Genomic DNA, 17,711 nt, shown 5'->3' on the forward strand with positions numbered 1-17,711 from the left:
GCCACGCGTGGATGCCGCCCTCCGGCAAATCCCCCCGCGCGCGGATGCCCCACCCGGTAGATCCACGCCACGCGTGGAGGCCCCGCCACCACGGGAACACCCCTCCGACGGAATTCCGTCGCGGCACCCGGCTCCGGCTTCGGCACACCGCTTGCATATCCCGGTGAAGCAACCCTCAGGAGCTTCACCCCGTGGCCGCAGCCGCTGACAAAACCAAGAAGACCGCCGAGAAGGACAAGGCCGCAAAGCCGCGTAGTCCGATCCTGATCACCGCCCTGGTGGCCGTACTGGCCGCCGCAGCCGCCGGTGGCGGCGTCTGGTTCTTCACCCAGTCCAAGCATGAGGACAAGGCCGCGCAGGCGCCGAAGAAGGCCGCCACGCCAGCCCCCGCGCAGTACTTCGCGCTGGACCCGGCGTTCGTGGTCAATCTCAACGGCCCGGTCGATGGCCCGCGCTACCTGCAGCTGGAAGTGCAGTTGATGACCCGTGACCCGGCCGCGCTGGAAGCGATCAAGACCCACGCACCGGCCATCCGCGCACGCCTGCTGATGCTGTTCTCGCAGGTCAGCCCCGACCAGATCGCCGATGTCGCCGGCAAGCAGAAGCTGCAGGCCGCCTCACTGGCCGAGGTGCAGAAAGTGCTCAAGGCCGAGACCGGCAGCAACGGCGCCGACGATCTGCTGTTCACCAGCTTCGTGACCCAGTAAGGGCCCACCGATGAATGATCTGCTCTCCCAGGACGAGATCGATGCCCTGCTCCACGGCGTGGACAGCGGTGCGGTCGAGACCGATGCGGAGCCCCCGTCAGGCGAAGCACGCTCGTACGACTTCGCCAGCCAGGACCGCATCATCCGCGGTCGCATGCCGACCCTGGAAATGGTCCACGAGCGCTTCGCGCGCCTGTGGCGGATCGGCCTGTTCAACCTGATCCGCCGCTCGGCGGAACTGTCGGTGCGTGGCATCGAGCTGATCAAGTTCAACGACTACATGCACTCGCTGTATGTGCCGACCAACCTGAACCTGATCCGCTTCAAGCCGTTGCGCGGCACCGGCCTGATCGTGTTCGAGCCGACCCTGGTGTTCGCCATCGTCGACAACTTCTTCGGCGGCGACGGGCGCTATCCCACCCGCATCGAAGGCCGCGAGTTCACCGCCACCGAGATGCGGGTCATCCACCTGCTGCTGAAGCAGACCTTCGCCGACCTGCGCGAAGCCTGGGCGCCGGTGATGGATGTCGACTTCGAGTACATCAACTCGGAGATCAACCCGCACTTCGCCAACATCGTGACGCCGCGCGAGTACGTGGTGGTGTGCCGCCTGCACGTGGAACTGGACGGCGGCGGTGGTGACATCCACGTCACCCTGCCGTACTCGATGCTGGAGCCGATCCGCGAACTGCTCGACGCCGGCATCCAGAGCGATCGCAACGATCGCGACGAAAGCTGGGGCCAGACCCTGCGCGAGCAGCTCAACATCGCCGAGGTGACCCTGTCCAGCGTGCTGGCCAGCAAGCGCATGACCCTGCGTGACCTGACCCGGCTGAAGGTCGGCGACGTGCTGCCGATCGAGCTGAGCCCGCAGGTGCCGCTGTGCGTGGAGAACATTCCGGTATTCACCGGCGAGTTCGGCATCGCCAATGGCATGAACGCCGTGAAGATCACCGCTACCCATCCGCCGGGCACCCGTCCGCGCGTACCCGTCATCCAGGAAGACCCGCAATGAACGATATCGACGCCCTCGAACCCACCCCGGCCCAGTTCAGCAGCCTGCAGGCCGATGAGGCGAACGGTCCGGACCTGAACCTGGACGTGATCCTCGACGTGCCGGTGACCCTGTCGCTGGAAGTCGGTCGCGCCCGCCTGCCGATCCGCAACCTGCTGCAGCTCAACCAGGGTTCGGTGGTGGAACTGGAACGCGGTGCCGGCGAGTCGCTGGATGTGTTCGTCAACGGCACCCTGATCGCCCACGGCGAAGTGGTGGTGATCAATGACCGCTTCGGCGTGCGCCTGACCGACGTGGTCAGCCCGAGCGAGCGGATCCGGAGACTGCGTTGAGCCTGCTGGCCTCCACCCTGCTGGCGGTCGGCAAGACCGCCGCCCCGGTCGGCCCGCAGATCGGCCAGCACGCGGCCGCCGCACCGAGCCTGTTCGGCGCGGTGCTGGCACTGCTGGCCGTGCTGGCCCTGGTCGTTGGCCTGGGCTGGCTGCTCAAGCGCCTGCCCGGCAGCGGCTTCCGCCCGGCCGAAGGCATGAAGCTGGTCGCCAGCCTCAGCGTGGGTGCCAAGGAACGCGTGGTGGTGGTCGAGGTCAACGGCCAGCAACTGCTGCTGGGCGTCACCGCCGGCGGCATCAATACCCTGCACACCCTGCCCGAACCGCTGCCGCCGCCGGCACCGGTGCGCGTGCCGGACTTCAAGAATCTTCCGAATTTCGCCCAGCTGCTGCAGCAGCGGCTGCGCAAGGACCCCTGACATGCGTGTCACCCGTACCCGTGTTGCCACCCTGATGCCGTGGCTGCTGATGCTCGCCCTGTGCCTGTTGCCGGCACTGGCGTTCGCCGCACCCGGCGCACCGACCACCCCGCTGCCGGACATCAACGTCGGCAAGATCGGGGGGGCGCCGGTCAGCCTGCCGCTGCAGACCCTGCTGCTGATGACGGCGATCACCCTGATCCCGTCGATGCTGCTGGTGCTGACCTCGTTCACCCGCATCATCATCGTGCTGGGCCTGCTGCGGCAGGCGCTGGGTACCGGCCAGACGCCGTCCAACCAGGTCCTGCTGGGCCTGGCCCTGTTCCTCACCGCGATGGTGATGATGCCGACCTGGGACAAGGCCTGGAGCACCGGCATGGCGCCCTATCTCAACGGCGACATTGATTTCCAGACCGCCTGGACCCTGACCACCACGCCGCTGCGCGGCTTCATGCTGGCGCAGATCCGCGAGACCGACCTGATGACCTTCGCCGGCATCGCCGGGCATGGCACCTACGCCAGCCCCGACGCGATCCCGTTCCCGGTGCTGGTCGCCTCGTTCGTCACCAGCGAACTGAAGACCGCCTTCGAGATCGGCTTCCTGATCTTCATCCCGTTCGTGATCATCGACCTGGTCGTGGCCAGCGTACTGATGTCGATGGGCATGATGATGCTGTCGCCGATGCTGGTGTCGGCACCGTTCAAGATCCTGCTGTTCGTGCTGGTCGATGGCTGGGTGCTGACCGTCGGCACGTTGGCGGCGAGCTTCAATCCGGCCTGATGGCGGGGGCGGCCGGGCATGCCCCGGCCCTACATATTCGTTGCCGGGCACGGCCCGGCGCTACCGATGGAAAGATGATGTCTCCCGAACTTGCCCTGACCGAACTGCGTGGTGGCCTGATCACGGTGCTGTGGGTGGCCGGCCCGTTGCTGCTCACCGTGCTGGTGGTCGGCGTGGTGGTCGGCGTCGTGCAGGCTGCGACCCAGTTGAACGAACCGACCATCGCCTTCGTCGCCAAGGCGGCCGCGCTGACCGCAGTACTGTTCGCGCTCGGCAGCCTGCTGATCGGCCACCTGGTTGAATTCACCACGCTGCTGTTCCAGCGCATCCCGCACCTGATCGGCTAGGACACGCGCTTCGATGGACGCCGCCACCCAGATGGCTGCCGACGGCCTGCAGGCCTTCGGCATGATCGGCACCGTGCTGTGGACCATGCTGCGCATCGGTGCGGTGGCCATGGCCATGCCGATGGTCGGAACCCGTGCGGTGCCGGCACGGGTCCGCGTGGTGCTGGCCGGGACCCTGGCCATTGCACTGGCGCCGCTGCTGCCGCCAGTGCCGGAGTGGACCGGTTTCGACGCCGCCACCGTGCTCACCATCGCCCGCGAACTGGCGATCGGCGTGGCGATCGGCTTCCTGCTGAGGCTGGTGTTCGAAGCCGGTGCGATGGCCGGCGAACTGATCGCCCAGGGCACCGGCCTGGCCTTCGCCCAGATGAGCGATCCGCTGCGCGGTGGCACCTCGGGCGTGATCGGCCAGTGGTTCTACCTGCTGTTCGGCCTGCTGTTCTTCACCGCCAATGGCCACCTGGCGCTGATCTCGCTGGTGGTGGACAGCTACCGGGCATTGCCGATCGGCGCCCCGCTGCCCGACCCGCACGCCTTCTTCAGCATCGCCCCGACCTTCCTGCTGACCGTACTGCGCGGCGCGTTGACCCTGGCGATCCCGCTGACGGTGGCGATGCTGGCGGTGAACCTGGCGTTCGGCGTCCTGGCCCGTGCCGCCCCGGCACTGAACCCGATCCAGCTGGGCCTGCCGGTCTCGCTGCTGCTGGGCCTGTTCCTGCTGGCCCTGCTCGCCGGGGAAATGGGGCCGCCGGTACAGCGCCTGTTCGACGCCGCCTTCCAGGCCGCGGACGCGCTCACGCGCTGACCCGATCATCCCCTCCGCGCCCGCGCGCCTGTAGCGCCGAGCACAGGCTCGGCTCTACAAAGAGCGCTGACCGCCCAGCACAGGCCCGCCACCACAGGGTCCGGATTTCACGCTTTGCTGCTTGCCGGCCCCCCGGGTCTGCGCGTTAGAGTCAATCCGCGGCGCCCAGGGGGGACGCCGCGCCTGGCCGGCGTGCTGCGTCGGCCTGCCTCATGCATGCCCCAACCGTGGTTTCCGTCGACAGGCAGGTCCGGGAGACTGACGAATGCTGGTAGGCACGTACAACCCGTGGCTGGTGGCGATCTCATTGCTCGTTGCCGTCATGGCTTCCTACACCGCACTGGCCATGGCCGGTCGCACGGTCACCGCGCCCGGCAAGGGCGCTGCCTGGTGGTGGCGGCTCGGCGGAGGCTTCGCCATGGGCCTGGGCATCTGGTCGATGCACTTCATCGGCATGCTCGCCTTCGACCTGCCCATCCCATTGGGCTACGACCTGCCCATCACCCTGCTGTCGCTGGCCCTGGCCATCGCCTCATCGGTGTTCGCGCTGTGGCTGGTCTCGCTGCGCACCCTGCCGCACCCGCGCCTGGCCGGCGGCGCACTGCTGATGGGGACCGGCATCGCCGGCATGCACTACGTCGGCATGGCCGCGATGCGCATGCGCCCGGGCATCGACTATGACCCCGGCTGGCTGCTGTTCTCGCTGATGGTGGCGGTGGCCGCCTCGTGGACCGCCCTGTATGTAGCGTTCCGCCTGCGTGCGCAGCGCACCCGCGTCGGTGACCGGCTGGCCGCAGCCGGCCTGCTCGGGCTGGCCATCGTCGGCATGCATTACACCGGCATGGCCGCCGCGCGCTTCCCGGAAGGCAGCGTCTGCGGCGCGGCGGTGGGCGATGGCCTGCAGAGCGAATGGCTGGCGATGCTGGTGGTGGTGCTGACCGTGGCGATCCTGGCGGTGGTGCTGGTGGTGTCGTGGCTCGACCAGCGGGTCGAGGCGCAGCTGCTGCGCCTGCGCAACTCCATGCTGAGTACCTCGCTGACCGATGCCCAGCAGGAGCTGACCCAGGCCGCACTGCACGATCCGCTCACCCGCCTGCCGAATCGCCTGCTGCTGCAACGGCGCATCGTGCAGGCCCTGGCCGAGGCCGAACAGGGCGGCAGTCGTTTCGCGGTGATGTTCATGGACCTGGATGGGTTCAAGCAGGTCAACGATGCCTATGGGCACCAGGCCGGCGACGCCCTGCTGGTGGCGGTGGCCGAACGCACCCGCCAGCTGCTGCGGCCAAACGACATGCTGGCACGCCTGGGCGGCGACGAGTTCGTGCTGGTGGTGCGTATCGAGCATGACGAGGACCTGCCGACCCTGGCCCGGCGCATCCTGCAGGCGGTCGGCAGCGGCCCGCTGCTGCCCGACAACGAACTGCAGGTGACCGCCAGCGTCGGCGTGGCGATCTGCCCCGACCACGCCGCCAGCGAGCGGCAGCTGATGGCCTTCGCCGACGCGGCCATGTACCAGGCCAAGGAATCGGGACGCAATGCCTTCGTGCTGTTCGCCGACTGGATGAACGACAGTGCCGAGCAGCAGTTCCGCCTGTTGGCCGACCTGCGCCGCGCGATCGGCAGCGACCAGCTGTTCATGCACTACCAGCCGAAGATCCAGGTGGCGACGCAGAAGGTAGCCGGCGCCGAGGCGCTGTTCCGCTGGCGGCACCCGGAACATGGGCTGATTCCGCCGGACCGCTTCATCCGCCTGGCCGAGCGCAGCGGCGCGATCAACGACATCGGCCGCTGGGCGCTGGACCAGGCCTGCCAGCAGCTGCGGAGCTGGCATGAGGCCGGTCACGAAAGCTGGTCGATGTCGGTCAACCTGTCGCCGGTGCAGTTCGGTTCGCCGCACCTGCTGCAGGACGTGCACACGGTGATCGAACGCCACGGCATCGCCGCCCGGCAACTGGTGCTGGAGATCACCGAAAGCACGGTGATGCGCGATACCGACACCAGCCTGCGCCTGCTGCAGGCGCTATCGGCGCTGGGGGTGGGCATTTCCATCGACGACTTCGGCACCGGCTACTCCAGCCTGCTGTACCTGAAGCGGCTGCCGGCCACCGAGATCAAGATCGACCATGCCTTCGTACGCGACCTGGAGCACAGCGCCGAGGACGTGGTGATCGTGTCGGCGATCGTGGCACTGGGCCACGCACTGGACATGGACATCGTCGCCGAAGGCGTGGAAACCGCCGCCCAGCGCGCCTACCTGGAGCGGCTGGGGTGCGACTACCTGCAGGGCTACCTGCTCGGCCGCCCGGTCGATGCCGCCCGCTTCATGCAGCTGCACGACCTGCCGCGGCCACGGGTCGAGCTTGCACAGAGCCCTCCCCCCAGCGACACCCCCCTGTAGCGCCGAGCCGATGCCCGGCTGCTGTTCCCCATCCTCTGTAGAGCCGAGCCTACGCTCGGCTGCTGTTGAAGATCGCGGCCACCCCAGCCGAGCACGGGCTCGGCTCTACAAGTGCCGAAGCAACCGTATGATGGGCCACGCGCCCAACGATCAAGGATGAGCATGGCCCTCCGTAGCACGCTTGTTGCCCTGCTGCTGGCGTTGGGCTGCGCCAGCGCCACCGCCAGCGAACTTCCCTGGGCGCTGCCCGCCGACGCCACACCCGCGCAGATCGATACTGCCGTGCAGGCACTGGGCAACGAACTACTGCAACAGCCCGGCCTGACCGATGCACAACGCAGCCATGCGCTGTTGGCCGCCGGCCGCGACCGCGAGGCCATGCTGGCGATCCAGGCGTTGAGAACCACGCTGCTGGCCGGGCACGATAGCGCTGCCGCGCAGCGCTGGGTGCCATTGCTGCTGCTTGCCCAGGTCAATGCCAGCGGTGGGGGCACGCAGGTCTATGCGCGCGCATTCGGCGCAGCGTTCGCAGATCTGGACGATGTTTCCGCGGTGCAGGCCCAGGCGGCGCTCGCCGCCGATCCTGTCAGGGCGCGCACCCAGTTCGGGCAGGCACTGGCGAACCAGGCCGGCGCCCGCGTGCTGTCCCGGGACACCGCACTGGAACTGCTGCGACTGCGTGCCCTGGTCCAGGCCCAGACCCTGTCCGCCGAGCGTTCACCCGGCTTGATCCGTGCCGAAGAGCAGCGCCGCTTCCAGATTGACGAAGGGCTTCGCATTCCCACCGGCGATGGCGTGGTGCTGTCGGCGCAGCTGGCCTTGCCGAGGAACACGCCTCGACCACTGCCGGCGGCAATGCTGTTCACCATCTACACCGACCCCACGAAGAACCGCCTGAAGATGCTGCTGGCGGCGGCCCATGGCTATGCCGGCGTCATCGTCGATGCACGAGGCAAGGGCCAGGGCTCCGGCACGATTGCTCCCTACGAGCACGATGGCAGGGATGCCAACGCCGCCATCGACTGGATCAGCCAGCAGCCGTGGAACGATGGCCGGGTGGCGATGTACGGCGGCAGCTATGAGGGATTCACCGCGTGGGCCGCTGCCAGGTATCACCATCCCGCGCTGAAAACCATCGTGCCCTATGTGGCCGCCATCCCCGGCCAGGGGCTGCCGATGGAGAACAACGTGTTCCTCAGCGCCAACTATGCCTGGGCGTTCTATGTGGCCAACGGCCCGATGCTGGACAACGATACTTACGCACAGAACGAGCGCTGGTCGCAGCTGACCGGCCGCTGGTATGCATCCGGCCGCCCCTACCGGCAGATCGACCAGGTCGACGGCACCCCCAACCCGTGGCTGCAGCGCTGGCTCGCCCACCCCAGCTATGACGCCTACTGGCAGGCGATGGTCCCCTACGGCGACGACTTCAACGACATCCGCATTCCCGTGCTGACCATCACCGGCTATTACGACGATGGCCAGATTTCGGCGCTGCAGTACGTCAAGGACCACCTGCGGCACCGGCCCGATGCCGATCATGCCCTGCTGATCGGGCCCTATGACCACAGCGGTGCGCAGTCGGCCGTCAAGCCGATGGAGCTGCGCGGATACGAGGTGGACGCGACCGCACAGTTCGATACGCCCGCCCTGACCTTCCAGTGGCTGGACCATGTGCTGCGTGGCGCGCCGCGCCCCGCGCTCGTGCCCGCGCGCATCAACTACCAGTTGATGGGGGCCAATGCATGGGGGCACGCGCCTTCGCTGGAGGCCGCCGCCGGCCGCTATCGCCGCTACCACCTGTCACCCGCGCGGGCGCCTGCGGGCGACCACTACCGGTTGCAGGAAGCTCCCACACGCCCGGGCCAGCTTCAGCAGACCGTGGACCTGGCCGACCGCAGTACCCAGCGGCACGGCTATTACCCCTTCCCGATCATGGCCGCGCAGGACACGCCGGATACCGCCCTGTCCTTCGTCTCCGAGCCCTTCACCCAGCCGATGGACATGGTCGGCAGTTTCTCCGGCGACCTGAAGGTCCGGATCAACAAGCGCGACTTCGATTTCACCGTCACCCTGTACGAGCTGCTGGCCGATGGCCGCACGATGCAGCTGTCCTACTACATGGGCCGGGCCAGTCATGTGCGCGACCCGACCACGCGCCAGCTGCTGCAGCCCGGGCAATGGACCCAGCTGCCCTTCGACCGCACGCGCATGGTCGCCCGCCGCATGGCGGTGGGTAGCCGGCTGCTGGCCAAGGTGGACGTGCTGATGGATCCCATGCACCAGGTCAACCACGGCACCGGCGGCGATGTCAGCGACGAGTCCGTCGCCGACGCGGGCGCGCCGCTGCGCGTGGAATGGCACAGCGACAGCGTGTTGGCCATTCCCCTGCGCCCGGCCAACGGCTCCCCCCTGTAGAGCCGAGCCTACGCTCGGCTGCTGTTGGGCATCGCGGCCACCCCAAGCCGAGCATGGACTCGGCTCTACAGGGTGGGCCCGGCGCTGGAACGGTTCTTGCACGCACTCCGGCAACCCCTGCCGCAGTGCCCGTGATGTCCGAGAACGAATCCGCCGGCGAAAAGACCGAACAACCTACCGAAAAACGCCTGCGCGATGCCCGTGAACAGGGCAACCTGCCGCGCTCGCGCGAGCTCGGCACGGCCGCCGTGTTCGGCGCCGGCGTACTGGCGGTGATGGCCATGAGCGGCTCGATCGGCCGCGGCGCCACGGCCTGGATGAAGCACGCGCTCAGCCCGGAGCAGGCCCTGCGGCAGAACCCGAAGGCCCTGTTCGGCCACTTCGGCGACCTGCTGCTGCAGTTCATGCTGGTGATCGCGCCGCTGGTGCTGGTCTGCCTGCTGGCCAGCTTCGTCGCCCCGCTGGTGATGGGCGGCCTGCGCTGGTCGGCCAAGGCGATGATGCCCGACATCAACCGCATGAACCCGATGAGCGGTCTCAAGCGCCTGTACGGCCCGGAGGCCATCGCCGAGTTCACCAAGTCGCTGCTGCGCGTGGCCTTCGTCGGCGTTGCCGCCGGCCTGGTGGTGTGGACCGGCTTCGACACCCTGCGCGGGCTGATCCACCACCCGCTGGAAACCGCCATTACCGACGGCCTTGGCTTCACCCTGCGCCTGCTGCTGGCCACCGCCGGCGCCATGCTGGTGCTGGCGGCGATCGATGCCCCGTACCAGCGCTGGAACTGGATGCGCAAGCTGAAGATGACCCGTGAAGAGCTGCGCCGGGAGATGAAGGAAAGCGAAGGCAGCCCCGAGGTGAAGGGCCGCATCCGCCAGCTGCAGCAGCAGCTGGCCAACCGCCGGATGATGGAGGCGGTGCCCACCGCCGACGTGGTGGTGGTCAACCCCACCCACTACGCGGTGGCCCTGAAGTACGAGGGCGGCGCCATGAACGCCCCCACCGTGGTCGCCCTGGGCGTGGACGAGACCGCCCTGCGCATCCGTGAAGTGGCCGACGGCAACAAGGTCGCGATTGTCTCCGCCCCGCCTTTGGCACGCGCCTTGTATCGGGAAGGCCAACTCGGAAAGGAAATCCCCGTGAGACTGTATTCGGCCGTCGCCCAGGTCCTGTCCTACGTCTACCAGCTGCGCGCCTGGCGCACTGGCCCGATGCCGGACGCCCCGCACATCCAGGTGGATGAATTCGGCAAGGGAGGCCGCCCATGAGCGCCCAGCCCTCCACCGGTTTCAACACCCGCCGCGCCCTGGAAATGATCCGCCAGGGTCTTGGCGCGCCGCTGATCGTGCTGGCCCTGCTGGCCATGGTCGTGGTGCCGCTGGCCGCGCCGGTGCTCGATGCGCTGTTCACCTTCAACATCGCCATCTCGCTGATGGTGCTGCTGGCGGTGGTCTATGTGAAGCGCCCGCTGGACTTCACGATCTTCCCGATCGTGCTGCTGATCACCACCATGCTGCGGCTGGCCCTGAACGTGGCCTCCACCCGCGTGATCCTGCTCAACGGCCAGAACGGCCACGACGCAGCGGGCAAGGTCATCGCCGCGTTCGGCGAGTTCGTGATCGGCGGCAACTACGCGGTCGGCATCGTGGTGTTCGCGATCCTGACCATCATCAACTTCGTGGTCATCACCAAGGGTGCCGGCCGTGTCTCGGAAGTGACCGCGCGCTTCATCCTGGACGCGATGCCCGGCAAGCAGATGGCGATCGACGCCGACCTCAACGCCGGTTTGCTGACGCGTGAGGAAGCCAAGCTGCGCCGTGAGGAGGTCCGCGAGGAAGCCGACTTCTACGGTGCGATGGACGGTGCCAGCAAGTTCATCCGTGGCGACGCCATCGCCGGCATCCTGATCCTGTTCATCAACATGCTCGGCGGCCTGGCCGTGGGCGTGCTGCAGCATGGCATGCCGTTCGGCGAAGCGGCCGCGACCTATACCCTGCTGTCGATCGGTGACGGCCTGGTGGCGCAGCTGCCGGCCCTGCTGGTGTCCAGTGCGGTGGCGATGCTGGTCACCCGCGCCTCGCGTTCGCAGGACATGGCCCAGGCCATGACCGGCCAGGTGTTCGGCCAGTACCGCGCGCTGGCGATCACCGCCGGCATCATCGGCCTGGTCGGCCTGGTGCCGGGCATGCCCAACGTCGCTTTCCTGACGCTGGCCTCGATCCTCGGCTTCATCGCCTGGAAGCTGTACCGCAAGGGCAAGACCCCGACCGCCGATGCCGCCGCGGGCAGCAATGACGCCGCCGCGCTCAATGCGCTCGGCCGCCCGGCCGCGCCGGCGCCGACCGCCGAGCTGAGCTGGGATGAGCTGCGCCCGGTCGATCCGCTGGGCCTGGAAGTGGGCTACCGCTTGATCCCGCTGGTGGACAGCAACCAGGGCGGCGAACTGATGGCGCGCATCAAGGGCGTGCGCCGCAAGCTGACCCAGGATGTCGGCTTCCTGATCCCGTCAGTGCACATCCGCGACAACCTGGAACTGCCGGCCAACGGCTACCGGGTGCTGGTGCACGGCGTGCCGGTGGCCACCGCCGAGATCCATCCGGACCGCGAACTGGCGCTGGACCCGGGCAGCGCGCTGGGTGCCCTGGAAGGCATCGCCGGCAAGGACCCCGCGTTCGGCCTGGACGCCACCTGGATCCAGCCGCACCAGCGCGCCCAGGCGGAAACGCTGGGCTATACCGTGGTCGATCCGGCCACCGTGGTCGCCACCCACCTTTCGCACCTGATCCGTGAGCACGCGCCGGAACTGCTCGGCCACGAGGAAGTGCAGCACCTGCTGGCCAACCTGGCCAAGAGCGCGCCCAAGCTCGTCGAAGATCTGACGCCGAAGGCGTTGCCGCTGTCGGCGGTGGTGCGCGTGCTGCAGAACCTGCTGGTGGAACGCATTCCGATCCGCCAGCTGCGCAAGATCGCCGAAGCACTGGTCGAACACGCGCCCAGCAGCCAGGACCCGGCGGTGCTGACCGCCGCCGTGCGCACCGCGCTGGGCCGCTTCATCGTGCAGGAGATCGCCGGAATGTCGGCGGAGCTGCCGGTGTTCACCCTCAACCCGCAATTGGAACGTGTCTTGCAGGAGTCCACGCAGGGCAACGGCGCCGCGCTGGAACCCGGACTCGCTGAGCGACTGCACCAGAGCCTGGCCGAATGTGTCAGCAAGCAGGAAGCCCGCAACGAGCCCGCGGTCGTGCTGGTACCTGGCCCGGTGCGCGCCGCGCTGGCCCGCCTGGTCCGCCACAGCGTTCCGTCGCTGTCGGTCCTGGCCTACAGCGAGGTGCCGGAGGACAAGCGCCTGAAGCTGGTCGGAACGATCAGCTGACGCCGCCCTCCGATGCGCCAGAAAACAGACACCACTTTCGAACCAACGCAACAGACAGATACCAAGGGGAACCCGCACCGTGCAGACCACCGACCACCCGAGTTCCCCGACCGCCACTCCGCCGTCTTCGTCCCGTGACCACAGCATGAAAATCAAACGATTCGTCGCCGCCGACATGCGCTCGGCCATGAACCTGGTGCGCAAGGAACATGGTCCTGACGCCGTGATCCTGTCCAACCGCCGGATCGAGGAAGGCGTCGAGATCGTCGCCGCCGCCAATTACGATGAAAGCGCCGTGCAGCGTGCACTGGAAGCCTCGCGCCGTGACGTGGCACCGCCGCCGGCCCCGAAGCCGCGCACCGCCGCCGATGCGGTGATCGCCGCGGTGACCCGTCGCCGCAGCACCACCCCGGCCCCGGAGCCGGTGGCCGCCACCACGTCGGCGGTCGCCGCCCTGGCCCGCGCCGCGGTCGGCGCTACCGGCCGCACCCTGGACAGCGCCGACGAGATCGTCCCGACCCGCGGCAGCACCGGCTTCGCCGCCACCCTGGCCCGCGCCGCCGTCAACGAACCGGCGCTGCCGGAACAGATCTTCGCTCCGTTCGCCGAGCCGGTCGCCACAGCGGCCAGCGCTGCGCCGGCCAACCGCGCCCGCTTCCAGATCGACCCGCCGCACGACGCGCATCACGAAAGCCCGGCCCCGGCCGTGCAGCCGCCGCCGCTGCCGACCGCGGTCGCCGCCGAAGTGGCCGAGGCACAGCCGCAGGCCGTCACCGGCGCAGCCGCACCGGTCGAGGCCAGCCCGGCGCCGATGCTGGCACCGGCGCCGACGCTGACCGTGGTCGCCCAGGACGACGCCGAGATCCGCCAGCTGCGCCAGGAAGTGGCGGGCATGCGCCAGGTGATCGAGCGCGAGATGAACCGCTTCACCGACGAGCGCCTGCGCGGCTGCCCGGTGCGCGCCACCGCACTGGACCTGATGGACGAGTACGGCTTCGACGCCGGCCTGGCCCGCGACGTGGCCATGCAGATCCCGCTGGAGACCGAAGCCCATCGCGGCCGCGGCCTGATGCTGGGGCTGATCTCGCGCAAGCTGCCGATCGCCCCGGTCGATCCGCTGGAAGAAGGCGGCGTGATCGCCCTGGTCGGCCCCACCGGCGCCGGCAAGACCACCACCATCGCCAAGCTGGCCTCGCGCTTTGCCGAGAAGCACGCGCCGCGTGATGTCGCCCTGGTCACCACCGACACCACCCGCATCGGCGCCCGCGAGCAGCTGTACGGCTACGGCCGCCAGCTGGGCATCGCCGTGCACGAGGCCAACAGCGGCACCGACCTGGACCAGCTGCTGGAACGCCTGAAGGACTACAAGCTGGTGCTGATCGACACCGCCGGGCTGGGCCCGCGCGACCGCGCCCTGGCCGCCCAGCTGCAGTGGCTGCGGGCCGCCCGCCAGGTCCGCACCCTGCTGGTACTGCCGGCCAACACCAGCTTCGGCGACATGGACGAGGTGGTCCGTCGCTTCGGCGCCGCCAACCTGCAGGGCCTGGTCCTGAGCAAGCTGGACGAGACCGGCCGCTTCGGCAACGCCCTGTCGGTGGCCGTGGACCATGCCCTGCCGATCACCTGGGTGACCGATGGCCAGGACGTCCCGGACGACCTGCACCGGGCCAGTGCAGCCAATCTTGTACTTCGCCTTGAAGATTTGCGCCGAGCGGCCGATATGCCCTGCAACCCGGAGTTGAACCATGCCGTCGCGTGAGTACGCCAAGCTGACCAAGACCTTCCCGCTGTCGGCCACCCGCAGCGAGCCGCTCGGCCCTGTGCGCACCATTGCCGTCACCGGCGGCAAGGGCGGCGTGGGCAAGACCAACGTGTCCGCCAACCTGGCCGTGGCACTGGCCGGCATGGGCAAGCGCACGCTGCTGCTGGACGCCGACCTCGGCCTGGCCAACATCGACGTGATCCTGGGGCTGAACCCCACCTTTACGCTGGCCGACCTGGTCGCCGGCCGCTGCTCGCTGGAAGACGTCATCGTCGAAGGCCCGAACGGCGTGCTGGTGGTCCCGGCCGCGTCCGGCCGCCGGCACATGGCCGAGCTGGCCCCGGCCGAGCATGTCGGCCTGGTCAACGTGTTCTCCGAGCTGGAGCGCGAGCTGGACATCATGGTGGTGGACACCGCCGCCGGCATCACCGACGGCGTGCTGACCTTCTGCCAGGCCGCGCAGGACACCGTGGTGGTGGTCTGTGACGAGCCGGCCTCGATCACCGACGCCTACGCACTGATCAAGGTGCTCTCGCGCGAGCGTGGCGTGGACCGCATCCAGGTGGTGGCCAACATGGTGCGCGATCCCAACGAGGGCCGCGTGCTGTACGAAAAGCTGACCCGCGTCTGCGAGAAGTTCCTCGCCGATGTCTCGCTGAACTACCTTGGCTGCGTGCCGCAGGATGACTGGCTGCGGCTGTCGGTGCAGCGCCAGCAGCCGGTGGTGAAGGCCTACCCGTCCAGCCCGGCAGCGCTGGCGATCACCGAGATCGCCCGCCGCACCGCCCGCTGGCAGGCGCCGACCGAACCGCGTGGCGGCGTCGAGTTCTTCCTCGAGCGCATCCTCAAGCAGCGTGGGGTGGCCGCATGAAAGGCGCAGCCCAGTACAGGGAAGTCCAGCGCTCGGCGGCCAACGAAGTCATCGCCCAGCACTCGGACCTGGTGCGGCGCATCGCCCACCACCTGGCCGCGCGCCTGCCGGCCAGCGTCGAGGTCGACGACCTGATCCAGGCCGGCATGATGGGCCTGATCGAAGCCTCGCGCAGCTACGACGCCGACCAGGGTGCCTCGTTCGAGACCTACGCCTCGATCCGCATCCGCGGCTCGATGATCGACGAGATCCGTCGTGGCGACTGGGTGCCGCGCTCGGTGCACCGCCGTGCGCGCGATGCCGCCGCCACCATCCGCCGCCTCGAGCAGAGCAGCGGCCGCGCCGCCAGCGCCACCGAAGTGGCGGCGGCGATGGAAATGCCGCTGCCGGAGTACCTGCGGCTGATGGAAGACGCCGCGCGCGGCCAGGTGCTGAGCCTGGAGTCGCGCATCGAGGACCAGGGCGAACTGGACACCGTGGCCCAGGGCGGCCCGACCCCGCAGCAGGTGCTGGAGCGCGGCGAGTTCGGCCGCGAGCTGGGCAAGGCCATCGGCCACCTGCCCGAGCGCGAACAGCTGGTGCTCTCGCTCTATTACGAGCAGGAACTGAACCTGAAGGAGATCGGCGCCGTACTCGGCGTGAGCGAGTCGCGGGTCTGCCAGATCCACGGCCAGGCGGTACTGCGCCTGCGTGGCCGATTGAAGATATTCGAGGCCGCGGATGCGGGCCTGGAAGAATGAACATGCACGAGCTGGCTGCCCCCGGCCACTCGGAATGAACAACAAAGGAACTCTGCTTTGAACAAGAACATGCGCATCCTGATCGTCGATGACTTCTCGACCATGCGTCGAATCGTCAAGAACCTGCTGGGCGATCTGGGCTTCACCAACACCGCCGAAGCCGAGGACGGGCATGCCGCGCTGTCGCTGCTGCAGAGCCAGCCGTTCGATTTCGTGGTCACCGACTGGAACATGCCGGTGATGACCGGCATCGAGCTGCTCAAGGCGATCCGTGCCGATGCCAAGCTGAAGACCCTGCCGGTGCTGATGGTCACGGCAGAAGCAAAGCGCGAGCAGATCATCGAAGCCGCGCAGAACGGCGTGAACGGCTACATCATCAAGCCGTTCACCGCGCAGACGCTGGAAGAAAAGCTCGGCAAGATCTTCGAACGCCTGGCGGCCAGCGCCTGATGGATACCACGGTCGACAAGAACGCCCTCGCCCTGCGCCTGCAGGAAGCCCTGGACGCACTGGAGTCCGGTGACGAAGCCGCCTGGCGGCAGCGCATCGACGGACTGGTCGCGCTGCGTACGCAGCCGATGATGAGCGGCCTTTCGCGGCTGGCCCGCGAGCTGGGACAGGCGCTGGGTGAACTGCCGACCGTGCCCAGCGAAGCCGGCGAACTGGATGACGCCTGCGCGCGCCTGGACCATGTGGTGGCGATGACCGAACAGGCCACCCACCGCACCCTGGACCTGGCCGAGGAATGCCGCAGCCTGACCGAACAACTGCGCGCCGAAGGCCTGCAGCCGGGCCAGGATGCGCAGCTCGAGCGCATCCGCCACAACCTGACCGAGATCGCCCTGACCCAGAGCTACCAGGACCTGACCGGGCAGATCATCCGTCGCGTGGTCGGCATCGTCCGCCGCGTGCACGAAGGCTTCGGCGCACTCGGCCTGCCGCCGGAACAGCATCGCACCGACCCGGAACTGGCCGGGCCGGCACTGAAGGGACTGGACCGCCACGCGGTCTCGCAGAACGACGCCGACGACCTGTTGTCGGATCTGGGGCTGTAAGCATGAGCGCGGTATCCGACGACATCACCGCCGATTTCATCATCGAGGCACAGGAGATCCTGGATCGCCTGGGCGAACAGCTGGTGTCGCTGGAGCAGGCTCCGCAGGACACCGAACAGCTCAATGCGGTGTTCCGCGGCTACCACACGCTGAAAGGTGGCGCCGGCTTCCTCGGCGTTACCGCCATGGTCGAGCTCTGCCACGCCGCCGAAGAGGCGCTGGGCGCGGCACGCGCCGGCCAGGCGGTGCTGCAGGCCCACCACTTCGACGCCGCCCAGCAGTCGCTGGACTACCTGCAGTCAATGCTTGACGCGGTGTCTTCGGGTACCGAGCCGGGTTATGCGCCGCCGGACCTGATCGCCCAGTTCGACGTGCACGGCGGCACTACCGCTGCGCCGGCCGCTGCCGCCGCGGCGCCCAGCGCCGGCGGCAGCGACCTGATCACCGACGACGAATTCGAGGCCCTGCTCGACCAGCTGCATGGCGGCAATGCGCCGACCGCGGTCGCGCCGGCGAAGAAGGCCGATGACGGGCTGATCAGCGAAGACGAATTCGAAGCCCTGCTCGACCAGCTGCACGGGGGCGCCGCGCCGGGCGCCAAGCCGGTCGCCGCTGCGCCGCCGGCCGCAGTCGCTGCGCCGCGTCCGGCCGCCGCACCCGCAGCGGCGCCCAAGCCCGCCGCCAAGCCGCTGGC

General features: G+C 68.6%; 17 protein-coding genes. All 17 read left to right on the top strand.

The window, feature by feature from the left end:
- Nucleotides 1–191 precede the first annotated feature (191 nt).
- Nucleotides 192–707 carry a flagellar basal body-associated FliL family protein gene (locus Q0P60_RS20135; RefSeq protein WP_294997374.1) on the top strand — a complete coding sequence of 172 codons (516 nt, stop codon included), beginning with the start codon at nucleotides 192–194 and terminating at the stop codon, nucleotides 705–707.
- Between the two features lie 10 nt (nucleotides 708–717).
- Nucleotides 718–1,722, top strand: a complete 1,005-nt coding sequence (gene fliM / locus Q0P60_RS20140) for a flagellar motor switch protein FliM (protein WP_294997375.1) — start codon at nucleotides 718–720, stop codon at nucleotides 1,720–1,722.
- Nucleotides 1,719–2,054, top strand: a complete 336-nt coding sequence (fliN, locus tag Q0P60_RS20145; protein ID WP_005409543.1) for a flagellar motor switch protein FliN — start codon at nucleotides 1,719–1,721, stop codon at nucleotides 2,052–2,054. Before fliM ends, fliN begins: the two co-directional genes overlap by 4 nt.
- On the top strand, nucleotides 2,051–2,470 hold the full coding sequence (gene fliO, locus Q0P60_RS20150) for a flagellar biosynthetic protein FliO (protein WP_294997376.1): 420 nt from the start codon (nucleotides 2,051–2,053) through the stop codon (nucleotides 2,468–2,470). The genes fliN and fliO overlap by 4 nt, the downstream gene beginning before the upstream one ends.
- 1 nt (nucleotide 2,471) lies before the next feature.
- Complete coding sequence (gene fliP / locus Q0P60_RS20155; RefSeq protein ID WP_294997377.1) at nucleotides 2,472–3,251, top strand: flagellar type III secretion system pore protein FliP; 780 nt, start codon at nucleotides 2,472–2,474, stop codon at nucleotides 3,249–3,251.
- A gap of 77 nt (nucleotides 3,252–3,328) precedes the next feature.
- The gene (locus tag Q0P60_RS20160) at nucleotides 3,329–3,598 is read left to right on the top strand and encodes a flagellar biosynthetic protein FliQ (RefSeq protein WP_005413254.1); all 270 of its coding nucleotides are present in this window, start codon (nucleotides 3,329–3,331) and stop codon (nucleotides 3,596–3,598) included.
- Between the two features lie 13 nt (nucleotides 3,599–3,611).
- A complete protein-coding gene (gene fliR, locus Q0P60_RS20165) occupies nucleotides 3,612–4,403 on the top strand; it encodes a flagellar biosynthetic protein FliR (RefSeq protein ID WP_294997378.1) in 792 nt (263 codons plus the stop codon).
- 265 nt (nucleotides 4,404–4,668) lie between these two features.
- Nucleotides 4,669–6,801: a bifunctional diguanylate cyclase/phosphodiesterase gene (locus Q0P60_RS20170; RefSeq protein ID WP_294997379.1), complete on the top strand. Its 2,133-nt coding sequence runs from the start codon at nucleotides 4,669–4,671 to the stop codon at nucleotides 6,799–6,801.
- Nucleotides 6,802–6,963: 162 nt separating this feature from the next.
- A complete protein-coding gene (locus tag Q0P60_RS20175; RefSeq protein WP_294997380.1) occupies nucleotides 6,964–9,219 on the top strand; it encodes a CocE/NonD family hydrolase in 2,256 nt (751 codons plus the stop codon).
- A gap of 134 nt (nucleotides 9,220–9,353) precedes the next feature.
- On the top strand, nucleotides 9,354–10,484 hold the full coding sequence (gene flhB, locus Q0P60_RS20180) for a flagellar biosynthesis protein FlhB (RefSeq protein ID WP_294997381.1): 1,131 nt from the start codon (nucleotides 9,354–9,356) through the stop codon (nucleotides 10,482–10,484).
- Nucleotides 10,481–12,589 (top strand): flagellar biosynthesis protein FlhA, encoded by a 2,109-nt coding sequence (flhA, locus tag Q0P60_RS20185; protein ID WP_294997382.1) that lies wholly within the window; start codon nucleotides 10,481–10,483, stop codon nucleotides 12,587–12,589. Before flhB ends, flhA begins: the two co-directional genes overlap by 4 nt.
- A 145-nt stretch (nucleotides 12,590–12,734) precedes the next feature.
- Nucleotides 12,735–14,348: a flagellar biosynthesis protein FlhF gene (gene flhF / locus Q0P60_RS20190; protein WP_294997383.1), complete on the top strand. Its 1,614-nt coding sequence runs from the start codon at nucleotides 12,735–12,737 to the stop codon at nucleotides 14,346–14,348.
- A complete protein-coding gene (locus tag Q0P60_RS20195; protein ID WP_008267550.1) occupies nucleotides 14,335–15,222 on the top strand; it encodes a MinD/ParA family protein in 888 nt (295 codons plus the stop codon). The genes flhF and Q0P60_RS20195 overlap by 14 nt, the downstream gene beginning before the upstream one ends.
- A complete protein-coding gene (locus Q0P60_RS20200; protein WP_005413248.1) occupies nucleotides 15,219–15,962 on the top strand; it encodes an RNA polymerase sigma factor FliA in 744 nt (247 codons plus the stop codon). The genes Q0P60_RS20195 and Q0P60_RS20200 overlap by 4 nt, the downstream gene beginning before the upstream one ends.
- A 57-nt stretch (nucleotides 15,963–16,019) precedes the next feature.
- Nucleotides 16,020–16,412, top strand: a complete 393-nt coding sequence (gene cheY / locus Q0P60_RS20205) for a chemotaxis response regulator CheY (RefSeq protein WP_005413247.1) — start codon at nucleotides 16,020–16,022, stop codon at nucleotides 16,410–16,412.
- Complete coding sequence (locus tag Q0P60_RS20210; protein WP_006442968.1) at nucleotides 16,412–17,017, top strand: protein phosphatase CheZ; 606 nt, start codon at nucleotides 16,412–16,414, stop codon at nucleotides 17,015–17,017. Before cheY ends, Q0P60_RS20210 begins: the two co-directional genes overlap by 1 nt.
- A 2-nt stretch (nucleotides 17,018–17,019) precedes the next feature.
- Nucleotides 17,020–17,711: Hpt domain-containing protein (locus tag Q0P60_RS20215; protein WP_294997384.1), on the top strand; the 692-nt coding region annotated here is incomplete at its 3' end.

This window comes from uncultured Stenotrophomonas sp., from assembly GCF_945952405.1.
Lineage (GTDB): Bacteria > Pseudomonadota > Gammaproteobacteria > Xanthomonadales > Xanthomonadaceae > Stenotrophomonas.